The sequence below is a fragment of the Streptomyces sp. NPDC051913 genome (genome assembly GCF_044593635.1).
Lineage (GTDB): Bacteria > Actinomycetota > Actinomycetes > Streptomycetales > Streptomycetaceae > Streptomyces.
The window spans coordinates 1-15,256 of record NZ_JBIUCI010000035.1 but is presented as its reverse complement, the minus strand read 5'-3'; the positions used below and the strand labels follow the sequence as shown (position 1 = coordinate 15,256).

General features: G+C 68.3%; 18 protein-coding genes and 1 pseudogene. 14 read left to right on the top strand and 5 right to left on the bottom strand.

Annotated features, from left to right (window positions below; genetic code table 11):
* Positions 1 to 374 precede the first annotated feature (374 nt).
* From ACIHIX_RS46860 to ACIHIX_RS46850, 3 genes are all read left to right on the top strand, one after another.
* Positions 375 to 1,160 carry a hypothetical protein gene (locus ACIHIX_RS46860; protein WP_399966795.1) on the top strand — a complete coding sequence of 262 codons (786 nt, stop codon included), beginning with the start codon at positions 375 to 377 and terminating at the stop codon, positions 1,158 to 1,160.
* Positions 1,161 to 1,296: 136 nt separating this feature from the next.
* Positions 1,297 to 2,013, top strand: a complete 717-nt coding sequence (locus ACIHIX_RS46855) for a hypothetical protein (protein ID WP_399966794.1) — start codon at positions 1,297 to 1,299, stop codon at positions 2,011 to 2,013.
* A gap of 301 nt (positions 2,014 to 2,314) precedes the next feature.
* Positions 2,315 to 3,229: a replication-relaxation family protein gene (locus ACIHIX_RS46850; RefSeq protein ID WP_399966793.1), complete on the top strand. Its 915-nt coding sequence runs from the start codon at positions 2,315 to 2,317 to the stop codon at positions 3,227 to 3,229.
* Between the two features lie 108 nt (positions 3,230 to 3,337).
* Here the strand turns inward: ACIHIX_RS46850 and ACIHIX_RS46845 are convergent, their stop codons facing one another.
* Genes ACIHIX_RS46845 through ACIHIX_RS46835 form a run of 3 tightly spaced genes read right to left on the bottom strand, consistent with a single transcriptional unit; the run spans position 3,338 to position 5,791 of the window.
* Positions 3,338 to 4,045, bottom strand: a complete 708-nt coding sequence (locus ACIHIX_RS46845) for a WbqC family protein (protein WP_399966792.1) — start codon at positions 4,043 to 4,045, stop codon at positions 3,338 to 3,340.
* Positions 4,046 to 4,061: 16 nt separating this feature from the next.
* Positions 4,062 to 4,751: a YdcF family protein gene (locus ACIHIX_RS46840; protein WP_399966791.1), complete on the bottom strand. Its 690-nt coding sequence runs from the start codon at positions 4,749 to 4,751 to the stop codon at positions 4,062 to 4,064.
* Positions 4,748 to 5,791: a helix-turn-helix domain-containing protein gene (locus ACIHIX_RS46835; protein ID WP_399966790.1), complete on the bottom strand. Its 1,044-nt coding sequence runs from the start codon at positions 5,789 to 5,791 to the stop codon at positions 4,748 to 4,750. The genes ACIHIX_RS46840 and ACIHIX_RS46835 overlap by 4 nt, the downstream gene beginning before the upstream one ends.
* Positions 5,792 to 5,911: 120 nt before the next feature.
* On the opposite strand from ACIHIX_RS46835, the gene ACIHIX_RS46830 reads away from it, so the two are divergent.
* The 9 genes from ACIHIX_RS46830 (at position 5,912) to ACIHIX_RS46790 (ending at position 11,617) form a co-directional block, all read left to right on the top strand.
* Entirely contained in the window at positions 5,912 to 6,313 is a 402-nt protein-coding gene (locus ACIHIX_RS46830) for a hypothetical protein (RefSeq protein WP_399966789.1), read from the top strand.
* On the top strand, positions 6,313 to 6,744 hold the full coding sequence (locus tag ACIHIX_RS46825; RefSeq protein WP_399966788.1) for a hypothetical protein: 432 nt from the start codon (positions 6,313 to 6,315) through the stop codon (positions 6,742 to 6,744). The genes ACIHIX_RS46830 and ACIHIX_RS46825 overlap by 1 nt, the downstream gene beginning before the upstream one ends.
* A gap of 43 nt (positions 6,745 to 6,787) precedes the next feature.
* The gene (locus ACIHIX_RS46820; protein WP_399966787.1) at positions 6,788 to 7,909 is read left to right on the top strand and encodes a hypothetical protein; all 1,122 of its coding nucleotides are present in this window, start codon (positions 6,788 to 6,790) and stop codon (positions 7,907 to 7,909) included.
* Complete coding sequence (locus tag ACIHIX_RS46815; protein WP_399966786.1) at positions 7,906 to 8,256, top strand: ASCH domain-containing protein; 351 nt, start codon at positions 7,906 to 7,908, stop codon at positions 8,254 to 8,256. Before ACIHIX_RS46820 ends, ACIHIX_RS46815 begins: the two co-directional genes overlap by 4 nt.
* Before the next feature lie 99 nt (positions 8,257 to 8,355).
* Complete coding sequence (locus tag ACIHIX_RS46810) at positions 8,356 to 9,528, top strand: IS30 family transposase (RefSeq protein WP_399966785.1); 1,173 nt, start codon at positions 8,356 to 8,358, stop codon at positions 9,526 to 9,528.
* A gap of 114 nt (positions 9,529 to 9,642) precedes the next feature.
* Complete coding sequence (locus ACIHIX_RS46805; protein ID WP_399966784.1) at positions 9,643 to 10,182, top strand: winged helix-turn-helix domain-containing protein; 540 nt, start codon at positions 9,643 to 9,645, stop codon at positions 10,180 to 10,182.
* Positions 10,149 to 10,706: a transposase gene (locus ACIHIX_RS46800; RefSeq protein ID WP_399966822.1), complete on the top strand. Its 558-nt coding sequence runs from the start codon at positions 10,149 to 10,151 to the stop codon at positions 10,704 to 10,706. Before ACIHIX_RS46805 ends, ACIHIX_RS46800 begins: the two co-directional genes overlap by 34 nt.
* An 87-nt stretch (positions 10,707 to 10,793) precedes the next feature.
* Positions 10,794 to 11,261, top strand: coding sequence for a hypothetical protein (locus ACIHIX_RS46795; RefSeq protein ID WP_399966783.1), 468 nt, complete (start codon positions 10,794 to 10,796; stop codon positions 11,259 to 11,261).
* A gap of 146 nt (positions 11,262 to 11,407) precedes the next feature.
* Complete coding sequence (locus ACIHIX_RS46790) at positions 11,408 to 11,617, top strand: hypothetical protein (protein WP_399966782.1); 210 nt, start codon at positions 11,408 to 11,410, stop codon at positions 11,615 to 11,617.
* A gap of 889 nt (positions 11,618 to 12,506) precedes the next feature.
* On the opposite strand, the gene ACIHIX_RS46785 is transcribed toward ACIHIX_RS46790, so the two are convergent.
* Positions 12,507 to 13,958 carry a competence protein CoiA family protein gene (locus ACIHIX_RS46785; RefSeq protein ID WP_399966821.1) on the bottom strand — a complete coding sequence of 484 codons (1,452 nt, stop codon included), beginning with the start codon at positions 13,956 to 13,958 and terminating at the stop codon, positions 12,507 to 12,509.
* Between the two features lie 287 nt (positions 13,959 to 14,245).
* Here ACIHIX_RS46785 and ACIHIX_RS46780 point away from each other — a divergent pair, with 287 nt between their 5' ends.
* Positions 14,246 to 14,503, top strand: coding sequence for a hypothetical protein (locus ACIHIX_RS46780; protein ID WP_399966781.1), 258 nt, complete (start codon positions 14,246 to 14,248; stop codon positions 14,501 to 14,503).
* Positions 14,504 to 14,557: 54 nt separating this feature from the next.
* A pseudogene (locus ACIHIX_RS46775) lies at positions 14,558 to 14,962 on the top strand (nucleotidyltransferase domain-containing protein); the annotation flags it as partial.
* Between the two features lie 99 nt (positions 14,963 to 15,061).
* On the opposite strand, the gene tnpA reads toward ACIHIX_RS46775, so the two are convergent.
* The coding region (gene tnpA / locus ACIHIX_RS46770) for an IS200/IS605 family transposase (RefSeq protein ID WP_399966780.1) at positions 15,062 to 15,256 on the bottom strand (195 nt) is incomplete at its 5' end.

The window sequence follows — 15,256 nt, the reverse complement described above, 5'->3', positions numbered from 1 at the left end:
ATCCGACCATGACGGCATCGAGATCGCGATCGATGCCGGCGGCGAGGGTGTGAAGACTGGGCAGGTCGTCCTGCCGGACGCCACTTCGGCATGCTCATCAGCCGCATGCCCAACCTGCCCCCTGGCCGACCACATCCGGGAACTGAAGCCGTGAGCGGCCCGCTTCGGCCGAAGCGCCGGAAGACTTCGACGACCGGTGCGAGACATGCGGCGCACCCCCAGGCCAGCCGTGCCGCCCCTGGTGCGACACCGGTTACACCACCCACGACGCCCGCCGGGACACCGAGCTCTGCGACCAGGACACGAAGAGCCCCGCGCCGACCACGCACCCACCAGCCGTCCCGAAGAGTGAACACAACCCCATGACACGCGAGTTGACCACGCAGGAGCAGCTCGACGCGTCCGCCGACGACCTGGCACGGGAGCTGGGCACACACGACCGGACAGCCGAACTGACCGACCACCACCACGGTCTGGGACGACTCATCACCGACGGCGACAGCCGCGTCCTGCGCCTGACCCAGCCCGACGACCGCCGCCCCGACCGCCTGACAATCCACGCCGCCCTGCCGGACGAAACCACAATGACCGCACCATCGACCGGGCTCACCGCCCGCAACGCCCCGCACATGGCCCGCGACATCACCAGACGGCTGTACCCGCTGCACACCGAGACCGCACAACAGGCCCCCGAACCCACCGCCCGCCAACACGCGCAGGACAGCGGCCGCCGCGCCGTCGCCGAAACCGCGGCCGGCACCCCGCCCGGGGCCCAGGGCCGGGGAGCGGTACCGGCGCCCCGTCGAGATCAGCCTCTCCGGCGATCTCACCGCGGGCTAGCCACTGCGGCACAACAGCCGTTCGTGACTCGGGGATCCATAAGTCGTTTCACGGATCCCCACCCCCGTGCCCGGACCAATAGGAGGAGCCAGAAGGGGCGCATGGAATCACGCCGGACCGGCCTCGCAGACTGTCCTGCGACCACCACTCTTGGCCGCCGCGGAGGCGGCCGGCATGCCCTGGGAAGCCCCCAGGACCGCGAGGAGGTCGTCTTGCTGCTGGCGCTGGCTGAGTGGGAGATGGCGCCGGCCGCGATGGCGTACACGCAGATGGCCGAGGCTGCCGCGCGCCGCAGCATCTGCCTGCTCCCCGAGGGGTAAACGGAGCACCCGCCAGGGCGGCCGTCGGGGAAACTCCTTGAGGCGCGGGCTGGACCCACCCCCCAGACTTCTGCCATTATTTGTTTTTGTGAGCCGGGCTGGCCGGCGCACTGCCGACACGAGGGACGGTTGTGCCATGACCTCGCATCGTGAGCCTCGCCTGGCCGACGCTGCCCAGATCGCGGCCGAACACGACCTGACACCCGCCCGCATCAGCAGCCTGTACACCAGCCGTGAGCAGAACACAGCCGGCAACACGTTTCCCGAACCCGTCGCCATCCGCGGCCGCGCCCGGCTCTGGGACCAGGCGGAGGTCACCGAGTGGTTCGCCCACCGCACACCGACCCGCCTCCACGGGTACAAGCCGCCCGCCCGCGACCCGCAGGAACTGCTCAACGCGGCAGAGGCCTCCAGGTTCCTCGGCTACAAGAACCCCAACCAGGTCACCACCTTCGTCCGCGACCACCCCGGCTACTTCCCCGAGCCGGACGTCGTCGAAGAACTCGGCACCGCCGACAACCCCTACCGCCGCCAGCAATGGCGCGTGCAGACACTGCTGAACTGGCTTCAGACTCGGCCCGGCCGCGGACGACGAGCCGGAACCAAGCCGGCACCGCCCCTTCCCGACGTTCCCGTCGACGGCGACCCGGACGAGCTCCTGGGCGCAAGCGAGGCGGCCGCCCTGCTCGGCTACAAGAGCCTCAGCTCCTTCTCCAGCAGTCTGTCCCAGGGCAACCTGCCGCTACTCAAGACCACGGACGGCATCGCCGAGAACGCCGGACGCCAAAACGGGCGCCGACGCTGGACACGCCGACGTATCCTCGAGCAGGCAGCCCAACGGTCCAGGAAGTAGATACCTGGTGGTGAGCGGACCTCGCTCATCGCCCCGTGAACACGGTAAACGGTGTGGGGAGTTGGCCCCTTGCGGGCCGGGTGTCGCACGAGAGCCGACATGGCATGGCTTCGCCTCCACGCCCCGCAGCAGCAGACGCTTCTGGGGACCGGCCATCACCTTCCTCCGGCCGGCTGGCATGGACAGCTCGCCGCTGGTCGGCCCGACCATGCCCCTGACCACAAGGCCGTTGCTGAGCCGTGACCTTGGTCAGGGTCCCGTGGTCGGGGTCATGGTCAGGGTCGGGGGGTTGTCTGCTGCTATGACCCGTTCCCCTTCAGGTGCTTCGGCCCCCGAACCGGCCCCCAGCTCTTCTGAACCCCTGCGCCTGCAGGTCCTGACCGCGCTCGCCCTGCACCGCATGGCCACCACCGGGCAGCTGCGGCAGATGCTGCGCCCCAACAGCCCCCGCCAACTCATCTCCCGCGTCCTGAACAAACTGCGCTCCGCCGAACTGGTCGACCTCACCCCGCTGCAGCAAGCGGACCGATCGCGGACGCACGCCTGGTACCTCACCCCCGACGGGGTACGGCTGACCCGTGACCTCCCTCTCTTGCGGGGACGGCCTCCCTACCCCATCACCTCGGCTACTGCGGCCTCCCTCAAGACACCGCACACCTTGTGCGTCGTCCGCGCCCACCTGCCCTTCGCAGAAGACGCCCGCCGACTCGGACACGAGCACGGGCCATGGGACTGGACCCCCGAGGTGGCTCACTCCATCGGCGAAGGCGAACGTCTCGTCGCCGACGCCGTCCTGCACTACACAGCCATCGAAGGCCAACACCGGCGAAAACTCCGCGCGTTCGTGGAAGTCGACCGCACCACCATGAGCAGCGAGCGCCTCGCGGTGAAACTGATCGACTACGCCAGGCTGTTCCACCACGAAACCCAGCCCCTCGGCCGCCGCCGAACCGCCACCAGCGGCCCGGCATGGCTGCGCTGGTATCCCGTCTTCCCCCGCGTCCTGTTCGTCCTCACCGGCGCCGCCCGAACACGACTGGAACACCGCATCAGCGACCTGCAGGCCATGACCGCCCAACACCCCCTCGTCGCCACCCTCGCCCGAGAAACACCACTGGGCGCCACCATCCTGGAAGACATCGAAAACCACGGCCCGTCCGCACCGGTATGGGTTCCACTGACCGGAGGCGAACCCCGCCCCTGGACCGAGCTGTAAACACCTCACTACCCACTTCGCAGCCGGGCAACTGGGCTACCAGCCTGCGGAGTTGGGGTCGGGAATACCGCGACACCTGGACTCGGCCGGCACCCGATGATGTAGACGTCAAAGGAGATGGGCTTCTCGCTGAGCAGCCAGTTGGTTCGCGAGCTCATCCGGGCCGATCGCGCTCAGGGCCCAGAGGCTGCTCGCTCGGCGTGCCCAGTGCCAAAGCTGTTCGCCTCCAGGGGTGCGGAAAGACAGGACCGCGATGCCTTGGGCGTTGAACGGATCCGTGTCGAGGTACCTGAGGCCGCCGGTGCCGCACAGGTAGTGGGTGCTGCGGGTGGCTGCCACGAGGTCTGCCAGGCGTTCGGAGCGTCCTGGCCGGCTCGGGATTTCGCTGCTGTCCAGCACGTCGCCCGACCAACCCAAGACCGCGAGGAGGGCGGTCGCCGATGTCCTTGCGACCTCGGCGATGCGGTCGGAGGTGTCGAGTGTGTCCAGGACCGTGTCGAGGACGTCGGACACGGCTTTCCAATGGGGGCTTTGGCCGTAGTACTGGCGCACGAGCAGCTGAACCGTCCGGCGTGAGCGCTGGGGGTTCACGAGGCGTGCCTGCCGGATCAACGTCGAGCGCCTGTGAGGCAGATGCGTGGGGAGGGTGAGCCACTGCTGGTGTGCGGGCTCGTCCAGGGCGGCGAGGCGGGCGCGGTGCTGGTAGTCGCGGCGGGCGAACTGGACATCGTCCAGGACGATCCACCGGTCGGCGGCGTACAGCTTGGCCAGCGTGGAAAGTCTCGGGAAGAGGTTTGGCTGGTGGATCGCGCACACCCCGCCGCGTGGTGGGTCAGGTGCCGATGAGGCGGCTGTCGAAGCCGGCCCGCAGGAGGCGCTCGTAGGCGTCATGGACATCCCCCGGTACGTCCTGCTCGACGGCGAAGCCGAGCTTCGGGTACTCGATCACCCGCTGCAGGTCGCCGACGAGCATGTCGACGACGAGCTTTTCGTCGCCGATGGACTTGATGTAGTCGTCCAGCTCCAGTGGCTCGGAGGCGCAGACGACGTCGGCCTCGGGCCACAGCTTGCGGCAGGTGACGTAGCTGCGGCGCTCCATGTACGGCTTGGAGATCAGCAGCAGCGACATGGCTTCGATGCCGGTCTCGGCCAGCAACTCCCTCGAGAAGGTGATGTTCTGGCCGGTGTTGCCGGCTCTCGGCTCGACGAGGATCGCCTCGTCCGGCACTCCCAGCCGCAGGGCGTGTTCGCGGTAGTGGACGGCCTCGCCTCGCGGGAAGCGGGCCCGGGTGGTGGGGCTGTTGCCGCCGCTGAACACCACGATGGGGAACAGCCCGGCACGGTAGAGGTCGGCCGCTGCCGTCGCCACGCCCAGGTCGTGGCTGCCGAGCCCGATCGCCGCCGAACAGGGCCGCAGCTCGTGGCCCATCTGGTGGTAGTTCCAGATCCGTGTCGCGTCGTGGAACTGCTCGTCGGTGATCTGGCGCTGCTGGTGCTGCGGCACTGGCACTCCCTGGCTCATCCTCGCGTGTCCTTTCGGATGCCCTCGATGCTGCGCAGCTGGTGGCTCAGCCCGAACTGCCCGGCCACCTGCGCCGCCTTGTCGAGGACGGACAGCCCATCATTGCGGGTCGCCGCATCCGACAGAAGGATGTGCCCGTAGGCGGTGTCCAAGCGCACGCGCTGCATCGGAGAGTCGACCGTGCCGGTGGTCCGCGCGGTGTCGATGTAGTGCAGGGCCTGGTCCAGGTGACCTGCGCCGCGGTGGGCCAGGGCCAGCTTCTGGTGGGCCACGGCCCAGTCCTCCGGCTCGCCCAGGGCCTCGAACTCGCAGGTTGCGGCCGCCATGACCTCGGTGGCGTACTCGTTGTCGCCCCCCTTGCTCAAGGCTGTACCCACCCACAAGCGGGCACGGGCCCTGTCCCGGCGGCTCAGGCGTTCGTCCCGGGCGAGCTGCTCGTAGCGGCGGGCGGAAACCTCCAGCTCGCCGGACATCTCCAGCACCACGGCGAGGGACAGTTCGATCTGGGCCACCCGGCGCGGGATGTCGAGTTCACCGAACATGCCGCGGGCGGTCAGATAGGACTGGCGAGCGGAGAGCGGACCCAGGATCGCTCCCTGGTCGCGCTGTACATCGCCCAACAGCACCAGGGAACGCCCGTACAGGTACAGGCCCTTGTCGTCGAGATCGTGCGGATCGTGGCGGCCCAGCCAGCGATTCAGCAGCGTCGAGGCGAAGGGGAAGTTCTGGCGACTCACGCAGACGACAGCGCGCTCGATGTCCTCGGTCCATGTCTCGTAATCCGCCGGCCGCGCACTCTTCCGCTCCGGGAACAGCAGCGCCTCAAGCCGGGCGTGGGCGGCCGAGTCGGCGCGGGCGAGCGCGGTGTCGAGGATGGCCTGCGTATCGGGCCGGGGATGTGTTGCGGCGCCCAAACTCTCCCACTTGGCCACCGTGCGCAGGGCCACGCCGAGGTGGTCGGCGAAGGCGCGGGTGCTCATGCGCAGCGCGGCACGCAGGGCACTCGCCTCCTGGCCACTCCACTGCTGCACGCTGACCACGGCTGACCTCCTTCCCACACGTATCGAAGCACTCTCGGTGACGGTGCGGGGCGCGAAGTGCAACGGAAGTACAACAGCAGGTCATTTCAAAGCCGTTGGCGACAGCCGACGCTCTAGGTCATGGACGACGAACCCCTCACCGAACGCCGCCCGGTCACCGGCCCGCTCGTCTTCGGCTACCTACGTCACACCGGCAACGCGGCCCGCCACACGGCGCTCACCAGCTGCCTCGCCGAGTACTGCCGTAGCCACGAACTGACCCTGTGCGGCATCTTCACCGACCGCGAGCAGGCCGTCGCCCTCCACTCCCCCGCCTTCATCGGCCTCTTGGACGCCCTCACACTCCCGGACATCTACGGCGCCGTGGTGCCGGTGCTCAGCCACCTCGGCCCCAGGCCCGTCGCTGCCGAGCGCAAGCGGCGGATAACGGCCACCGGCGCCCGCCTGATCGCAGTCCGCTCCACCAAGCAGGCGGCAAGCGGCGCGTCCTGTATGCGTCTCACCCAGCCGGAAGGTACCTGATGTCCGTACGAGACGCGCTGCGCCGGGCCCCGACGATCGGCGACATTCCCGGACTGCGCCTGCTGCGCGTTGGCGACGGCTGGGACCTCGTGCGAACGCCCGCGGAAATCGGGTTCCTGGCTCTCGCCCGTCTCCGCGCCAGCGACGCGCTCGTCGGCCCGGTTCTCTACGACGGTCCCAACAAGCGCCTCTACTACGCCATCCAGACCACCACCGCCGACAGCGGCTGGGACGGCCTGCCGGTCCGGCATCTCTCCAGCAACTCCTGGCTCGTGGCTCCGGGCCTGGAGGTAATGGACGACTGGTTCGGCGGATGGTGCGAGCTCCCCGACGACGACACGCTCACCGGCCCCGAAGCTCTGCGCGCCGCGCTCCAGCAAGCGTGCCTCACAGCCGCCTGCCACAAAGCCCCGTCCGGCGCCTGCCGCTAGGACCCATCCCGCCCCACACCCAAGGGGGACCCCCGTGACACCCATGACACCTCAGCCCGTCTCACCCAACACGGTGCTCGCCAACGCCCTGCTGCGCACCGAAGACGTCCTGACTCCCCGCATCCTGGCCACCCCGCCGACCCGAATCGTCCTCGTCGTCGGCACCCAGATCAACGGCGCACCGCACCTCGGCACATCCCTCGTCCAGTCCCTGGCCTTCGCCATGGCCACCCGCCTGAACGACCGCTTCGGCATCCGCACCGAAGTCCTCTTCAGCGCCCTCGACAACGCCCCCTACCAGCAGGCCACCGACCCGATCAGCGGCCACCGATACCAGCGCGCCTACGCCCAAGCCGTCGACGAACAAGCCCTGACCGACCTCGTCGACGCCCTCTACCAGCCCCTGTTCACGACCCTGTCCCGGCGCCTGGGCATCCCCTACCGCATCGAGACCTACAGCCAGCAGCAGTCCGGCGAGCACTTCCGCCGCACCTGGCTACGGCTCCTGCCCCGCCTCGACGCCACCCGCTGGTGGCTCGCCCCGTCCACCGGAACCCCGCACCTGCGCGTTCCCTGCCCGCAGGCGGGATGCGGTTGGGCCGAGAAACACGCCGAACGCACGGCTGTGCACCTCACCGACCGCGACCTGGCCACCGTCGCCGCCGTCTGCCTGCACCACGGCCCCTACCAGGCCGCCATCACACCCACCGCCGGCGCCTACCTCGACCTGGCCACGCTGTACCGCAACCTCGTCAAGGAACTCGCTCTGACCAACCCGCAGGAGGGTGGCACCTTGCACGTCATGGTCAAGGGCGGCGACTGGATCTTCGGCTCCCTCCTCATCGACGAGGCGCTCCAAGCCGTCGGCCTCACCCGCGCCCAGCTTCCCGCCCGCCTCTTCTGCCCCCAGGTCGTCACCGACACCGGCGCCAAACTCTCCAAATCCCTGATCCGTGAAGGACACACCACCTTGCCGACAGGTGCCGCGGCCTGGATGCTCGACACCCGGCAATGGCCCGGCAGCGTCACCCAATACGCCGACCGACTGCTGGCCCTGACCGAAACGATGCTGTCCGACCCCCGCCACTTCTTCCGCTCGTACTCCGCAGCCGAGATCGGCCGCATGATGACCGCCCCAGCACCCAGGAGCATTTCCGCCCCATGACCGACACCACCGCCCACGTCCGCGAACTCAACCTCTACCGCCAATACTTCGACCTCGTCGCCGCAGGCACCAAGACCATCGAAGTACGAGTGAAATACCCCCACCTCGCCGACCTCACCACCGGCGACACCATCCGCTTCCGCATCAAAGGCACCGACGAAACCTGCGACGTCAAAGTCATCAAGGTCACCGAGTACGCCGACTTCGCCGCCCTACTCGACGGCGAAGGACCAACCAACATCAACCCGTCGGCCACCCGCGACCAGCAACTGACCAACATCCGCGCCATCTACCCACCCGAGAAAGAAGCCCTCGGCGCCCTCGCCATCGAAATCGCCCTGCTCTAACTCGATCCCGCTGTCAACGCTCCCTGAAATCTGACCCCCTCCGGATCCTTGGGTTCTAACACTTGTCGCAACATTCCTTGATCAACTAGAGGTGTGTTGATGGCGAGGCGGGGCAAGAAGCGCAGGCTGGAACTCGAAGCCGAGTACTGGCGCCTGCTGGAGTCCGGTGTGGGCACTGTCGAAGCGTGCAAGCAGCTGGGCATCGGCCGGAAGACCGGATACCGGTGGCGAGCCGAGAGCGGTGGGGTGCCGCCGCGGTCGCTGCCGGAGGCTTCTCGTTCGGGCCGTTACCTGTCGCTGCTGGAGCGCAAACAGATCGCCACCCTGCGTGAACGCGGCCTGGGAGTCCGGGAGATAGCCGAACGGCTCGGGCGGTCGGCATCGACAGTCAGCCGCGAACTGCGCCGCAACAGCCTCCCGCACGACAACGGCGTCTACGACGCCGACCTGGCCCACCACCGCTCCCTCGAACGCAACGGACGACCACGCCGCGTCAAGCTCGCCGCGGACCCGGAGCTGAAAGCGGAAGTCCAGGCCAAACTGATCCTGGAGTGGAGCCCCGAGCAGATCGCCGCCCACCTACGCACTCTGTGGCCCGAACGCCCCGAGCGGCATCTGTGCCACGAAACCATCTACCGGGGCCTCTACCAGGGCGCCAGAGGCGGTTTGAGTAGGACGTTGACCAGGAAACTTCGCACCGGACGCCCCTTGCGAAAGAGACGCCGCCGCTCTGACCAGCGAGCCGCCCGGTTCGTGGCTCCGACCGTCCTCATCGACCGCCGGCCGCCGATCGTCGAGCTGCGGACCCGCCTCGGCGACTGGGAAGGAGACTTGATCGTCGGATCTCGCAGCCAGTCCGCGGTGGCCACGCTCGTCGACCGGCGTACCCGCTACCTCCGCCTGGTCGCCCTGCGCGACGGGCACTCCGCCGACCAGCTCCGCGACGCACTCATCGCAGCCTTCACCACGCTGCCGGCGCACGCCCGACGGACCCTGACCTGGGACCAGGGTTCAGAGATGGCCCGCCACCACGAACTCGCGCCGCACTTCACCGACGGCGTCTTCTTCGCCCGCCCCGGCAGCCCCTGGCAGCGCGGCACCAACGAGAACATGAACGGACTGATCCGCCAGTACCTGCCCAAGCGCACGAACCTGTCCCTGCACACCCCGGAGGACCTCCGAGAGATCGAGTCCAGACTCAATAACCGACCCCGAAAGACACTGGGTTGGCAAACCCCCGCCCTCGCATTCGCTGCCGCTCTGACACCATGAGACCTGCAACGTTGCGACGATCACGCGAATCCGCCAACCCAGTACTGAACTTGATTGGGTGATGTCGGGTCGTTCGGCTGAGCGTTGAGCTCGCTGCGCTGTACTGCTGTCACTGTGAGGTACGCGCAGGGCGGCGGCTTGACCGACGCGCAGAGGGCAGCCCGGGAGCGGGTACGGCTGGATGCTGTGGCTCGGTTCGAAGCCGGGGACAGGAACCAGGTCATCGCTGGTGCTCTGCGGGTGTCTGAAAGATCGGTGGAACGGTGGCGGCGGCAGTGGCGTGAGGGTGGGGCGGCCGGTGTCGCCTCGAAGGGGTCGCCCGGCCGTCCGAGGCTCAGCGATGCCCAGGTCGCCAGGCTGGAAAGGGAGTTGGAGCGTGGACCGCTTGCACACGGCTGGGCTGACCAGCGGTGGACCTTGGCGCGGGTCAAGAAGCTGATCGGTCGGCTCTTCCACATCTCGTACACGGTGGAGGGCACGTGGCGCCTGCTCAAGCGGCACGGCTGGTCGTGGCAGCAGCCCGCGCGTCGCGCGATCGAGCGCGATGACGACGCGGTCGAGCTGTGGAAGAAAGAGGTCTGGCCGCGGGTAAGAGTGCCGCGGCGGCCTGCAATGGTTGGATCGTCTTCGAGGACGAGGCCGGCCAGTCGCTGACGCCGCTGCGTGCGAGGACATGGGGCCGAATCGGCCGGACGCCGGTGGTGCGAGTCAGAGGCCGGGGCTCGGGCCGGGTGTCCATGGTGGGCATGACCTGCTACAAGGCCGGCGAACGATCGCGGCTGATCTACGCAGTCCGCGAATACCGCGGGCGCAAGGACCAGCCGAAGGGTTTCGGCTCCCGGGACTTTCGTGCCCTGCTGGTTCGCGCCCGGATCCAACTCGGTGGTCCGATCGTGCTGGTCTGGGACAACGTCCGCATTCACCTGACCGCAGACCTGCGCGAGTTCTTCGCAGCCAACACCGACTGGCTCACGGTGTTCCAGCTGCCTGCCTACGCCCCGGACCTGAACCCGCAGGAAGGCGTGTGGTCCATGGTCAAGCACGACCTGGGCAACCTCGCAGCCGCCGACCTGGGTCAGCTCACCCGGACTGTGAAGCGCAAGCTCAAGATGATTCAGTACCGGCCCCAGCTGCTCGACGGCTGTCTCATCGGCACCGGCCTGGCCTTCGAGGCGTGACCCGCCTGGGGAACCTGTCACCCGAATGCGTGCTCGGTAACATCGCGTCACCCGGATGAGGTTTCGCCTGACGAATCGAGTGAGCCCGTGAGTGACGATGTCCTCTCTGTCATTCCGACCGACCCGCACTGGCAGCCTGAGCCGGCCGCGGCTGAGCGTGCTGCGTCGCTCGTGGAGGACCTGGCCCCCGGGCTCCCCGACGGCGTCGACGTCGAGATTGACGTCACCTGGCACGACGCACTCACCGTCGTCGACTGTGGTCAGAATCTGCAGAAGATCGACTGCCCCCAATGCGGCGCGTCGATCGACACCGAGTGGTGGGCCGACCTACTCGAAGCTCACTGCGACGACGGCTTCGCGACCCTTGCCGTGGTGGTCCCCTGCTGCGGCGCCGCGACCTCGCTGGACGCGCTGGAGTACGACTGGCCCTGTGGCTTTGCCCGATTCGAGATCGCCATCTGGAACCCAGAGCGTGCCTGGTTCAGCGACGAGGAACTGACCGCCATCGGGGACGCACTCGGACATCCGGTGCAGCAAGTCAGGGCCCACATCTGACGCACGTCAGCCCGCGAGGAACCCGACATCACGAGTTCAAGTTCAGTAGCGCCCCCGAATCGGCTACCTCGGGTGCGAATCACCGCCCGCCACCGCAAGGGAAAACGTCTCTGACAGGACTCGAAACGCCCTCTACGCTGCCGCGCATGGCACGCACATGGACACGACTTCACGAACACCTCGGATGCCCGCCCGGACCCCTCACCTTCGACATGGTCCGCCAGGCTGCGGCGGACAACCTGGAGGAGTCCGACGACCTGGACTGGAAGGAGATGCTCCCCCAGCCGCCCCGGGACGGCCGGTGGAACGAGTTCGCCAAGGACGTCGCCGCCTCCCCGCGCAGTTGCAGGGCGTGAACAGGAGGCAGAGGATGAACAGGCGACACGCGTCGTCGGCTGGTGCGTCGTGATGGACGGCAGTCGAAGCGACGAAAGCGCCCTCGACTCGGCGAAACGCCCGCGGGAGGCACCCCCTCGCCAAACTGCCCACGCGAGGCGATCAAAGTGACGTCCTCTCCTCGGCTGAAACTTCTCCGCGACTTCCCTCTGGAACTGGGCACCGATCATGCCGCCCTGTCCGGCAACGCCCAGCGTGCCCTGGCCTTCATGGGACCGCGGCGACAGGTGCGCCACACGGTCCTCGCGAGCGCATCACCTGCCCGCCCCCGACGCGGAGTCCCAAGGGCTGCGCCACGAACCGACCCTGCTGGACCTGTCAGACGTGTTCGGTGTCCGGGGAACCCCTCTGCTCACGTCCGACGACCCCGGCACCCGGCCCGCGCTTGCCCCTCGGCTCTCCGCACGGGCCTCATCGTGTCCGGTGCTGACCAGCACGCCGACAGCAACGGGACAGGTTCACCGGCGAACAGAATGAGAGGCACGGCATCATGACCGCGTTCACCCTCGACATGTCCGGCCCGTTCCAACCGGGGACCGGTGCCACCGACCTCGGCGGGCCGAACGTCGGCGGCCATCAGCCACCGCACTGGTACGAGCAGTACGGCATGGACTTCGGTGCCCCAGAAGGCACCCTCGTCCGCGCGGCCTTCGACGCACATGTCACCCGGTACAACCCGCACGACCCGGCCGCGGACACGCCCAAGGTGTACGGCGCCCAGATCTTCATGCGGGCCCCCAACGACATGATGGGCGGCTACTACACCCACATCGCCGATGTGCCGGCCGGACCTGTCAGCAGCTACGACAACCCGAGTTCAAATTCAGTAGTAGCTTCCTGGGAGGGTTTTCAGGTTTCTGGACAACTTGTCTGGCTGGTGGGTGTGCTGCCTGTCCGGCGCCACGCCTTCTCGTACTTGCCGCCACACGCCCTGCATTGGGCTCGGAAGAGGGCGGTGGCCGGCCCCATCTGCTCGCTCGGTTCGGCGGGGTACTCCGCGTTGTGGATCTTCGCGACGAGCCGCGGAGTGGCACAGGTGCAGGAGCGGCCTCCCCCGGCGCGGGCGGCCCCGGTCACGGGCGTCTCGACGTATTCGGTGCGGTAGCCGTCGATCGGCCGGTGCTTCTTCTTGATGTTCGACGCGTTCTCGAACCGGCGCTGGTTGGCCTTCCTGGGGAAGATCAGCAGGAGTCCGGCCAAGAGCAGGAATGCCTCCCCGCGTACGCGCCCGGGGTCGGGGTCGAAGACGGCGGCCGGGACACCGTGCTCGTCGACAAGGGGGACCCCGCCGGCATAGCGGGGATCGCCGGTGCTGAAGCCCACGGTCGCGCTGACGTCATGTTCGTCGGCGAGCTTGGCCAGGGCCTGGTCGACGCCGAGGCGGAAGACGCGGGCCACCTGCCAGAGCCTGCCGGGGAGTTGGGTACGGGCCGCCTGCTCCGCGGCGGTGGCCTCGGCCAGGGCTTTGGCCCGGGTGACCTTGTTCCTGGCACGGATCTTCTCGCGCTTGTTCTCCTTCTCCCGTTGCAACGCGGCCAGACGGGCTTCGCGGACGCGCCGCTCTCGCTCCTCGTCCTCCAGGTGATCCGTCTCGGCCGTGATGTACTGCGGCGCCGTCCACACCGTGGCGAGCGGCCGCTGTGGGTACCGCAGCGCAGTGCGCGGGGTGTGCGTGACGATCCGGTGGGTGAACGCCCAGGTGAGGAGCTGGGTGAGGGAGGCCGGGACGGCATTCCAGCCGCGTCCGGTGAACTTCACCAGGCCCTCGGCGACGGTCAAGTGCCCGGCGCCCTCTGGCTGTTCCAGGCGGACGGAGGGGACGGTGCCGAGCCAGGGCGGGCGGGGTCGGTCGCTGAACCAGATCGAGGCGACGTCGTGCTCGCGCATCTTCTCGGTGCGGGCAGTGATGTCGGCCGCGGTGATCGGGGCGAGCTGGGCCTCCAGCGCCATCGCCCAGCCGCCGCCCGGGTCGGTGGCCAGTACGTGGGCCCGCCACGAACCGTCAGGTGCCCGGACCTCCAGTTCGGCGTGAGCGCCGGCATCCCGGGCCGCGCTGGCGAGTTCGAGTTTGAGGAGGTGGTGGGCCTCGGACTCGCCCTGCCGGGCGATCTCGCAGTCGGGGGCGTGCGGGGCATGAGCGAAGAACCGTAAGCCGCTGCGAGAGGTCTTTGCGTACATCGGATGCTGACACTCCACGCAAGTGATCCGCGCGGGCGGCCGGGCCTTCCAGACAGCTTCCCAGCTGCGTTCGCAGCCGAGGTCGGGCAGATGCGCGAAAACGGTCCCCCACTCGGCGTGCACGGCCCTGAACGCCACACTGGCCCCCTGCTGATCGGCGAGAAAGCCAGTGTCGCGCGGGGCACTGACATCACGTCAGGCCAGCCCCCGCCATCCCCTCCCCCCAGCGTGTAGCGGCACGCCCCTCAGCCCACCGGTCGAGTCCTGAGGAGTCGCAGCCCATGACCAGCCCGATCCTGACCATCGACACACCCGCCGGCATGCGGCACGCCGCCACGCCCCCTGGCTCACCGCCTCCTACCGACGCACCCTCATCCACGTCTGCCCCTGGCCCCGGCAGGCGCCGACGTATGCTCGAAGTGATCCGGGCCGACCACGCCCGGCGCACGCTGCTCATGCACGCCGAACGCCTCGGCCAGACCTCCACCGACACCAACGGGGCCCACCCGACCGCCACCACCCCGGCCCAGGCCGACACGCTCGGACAGGTCCTGGACACCCTCGCCGGACAGTTCGGCCCGCACCCCGGCTCCCTGCCGCGCACGCCTGTCCTGAGCACGCCGACCAGGCACAGCAGCGAGGACGCCCTCGACGGGCCTGTTGTCTGATGCGAAGGAAATCGTTCGCTGCCCGACGCTGACGCTTCTAGCCTGCGTCGGGTGATGACAGCTGATGACGTGTTGTTCGTCCTGGCTCTGCTGCAGCGAGCGAAGGGGGACGTCTGGGTCGGTGGCGGATGGGGAATCGATGCTCTGATCGGGGAACAGACCCGCGACCATCGCGACCTGGACCTGATGCCCAGGCAAGACCACGAAGCCGCCGTGCTGACGGCCCTCTCCGCGGCGGGTTTCGTGGAGAGCCTGAACTGGAGACCCATCCGATTCGTCATGACGGCTCCGGACGGACGGGAGATCGACCTTCACCCGCTGGTCTTCGCTGATGACGGCTCGGCAGTGCAGGCGTCACCCGAACCGCAACGTCCCTTCACCTATCCCTCCTCGTGCTTCGTGACGGGAACCATCCAGGCGACGTCTGTCCCATGCTTGTCCGCCGAGCAGCAGGTCTACCTTTGATCTTGGTCAGTGCTCCGGCCTTCAGGCTGGATGGTGAAGGCCTTCTCAAAACAGGTGTGACCCGCGCCGAAGCACGGGTCTGTACTGTTGACCTCAGCCCGTTGGGCGTTTTTGCCGCTCGATGTACTGCTGTACGACGGTCAGGGGCGCCCCGCCGCAGCTTCCGGCGAAGTAGGAGCCGGACCAGAAGTGCCCGCCCCACAGGTACCGGCGCACGTGCGCGTCGTACTCCTTGCGCAGCAGGCGGGCGGAGACGCCCTTGAGGGAGTTGACCAGTTTGGAGAGCTG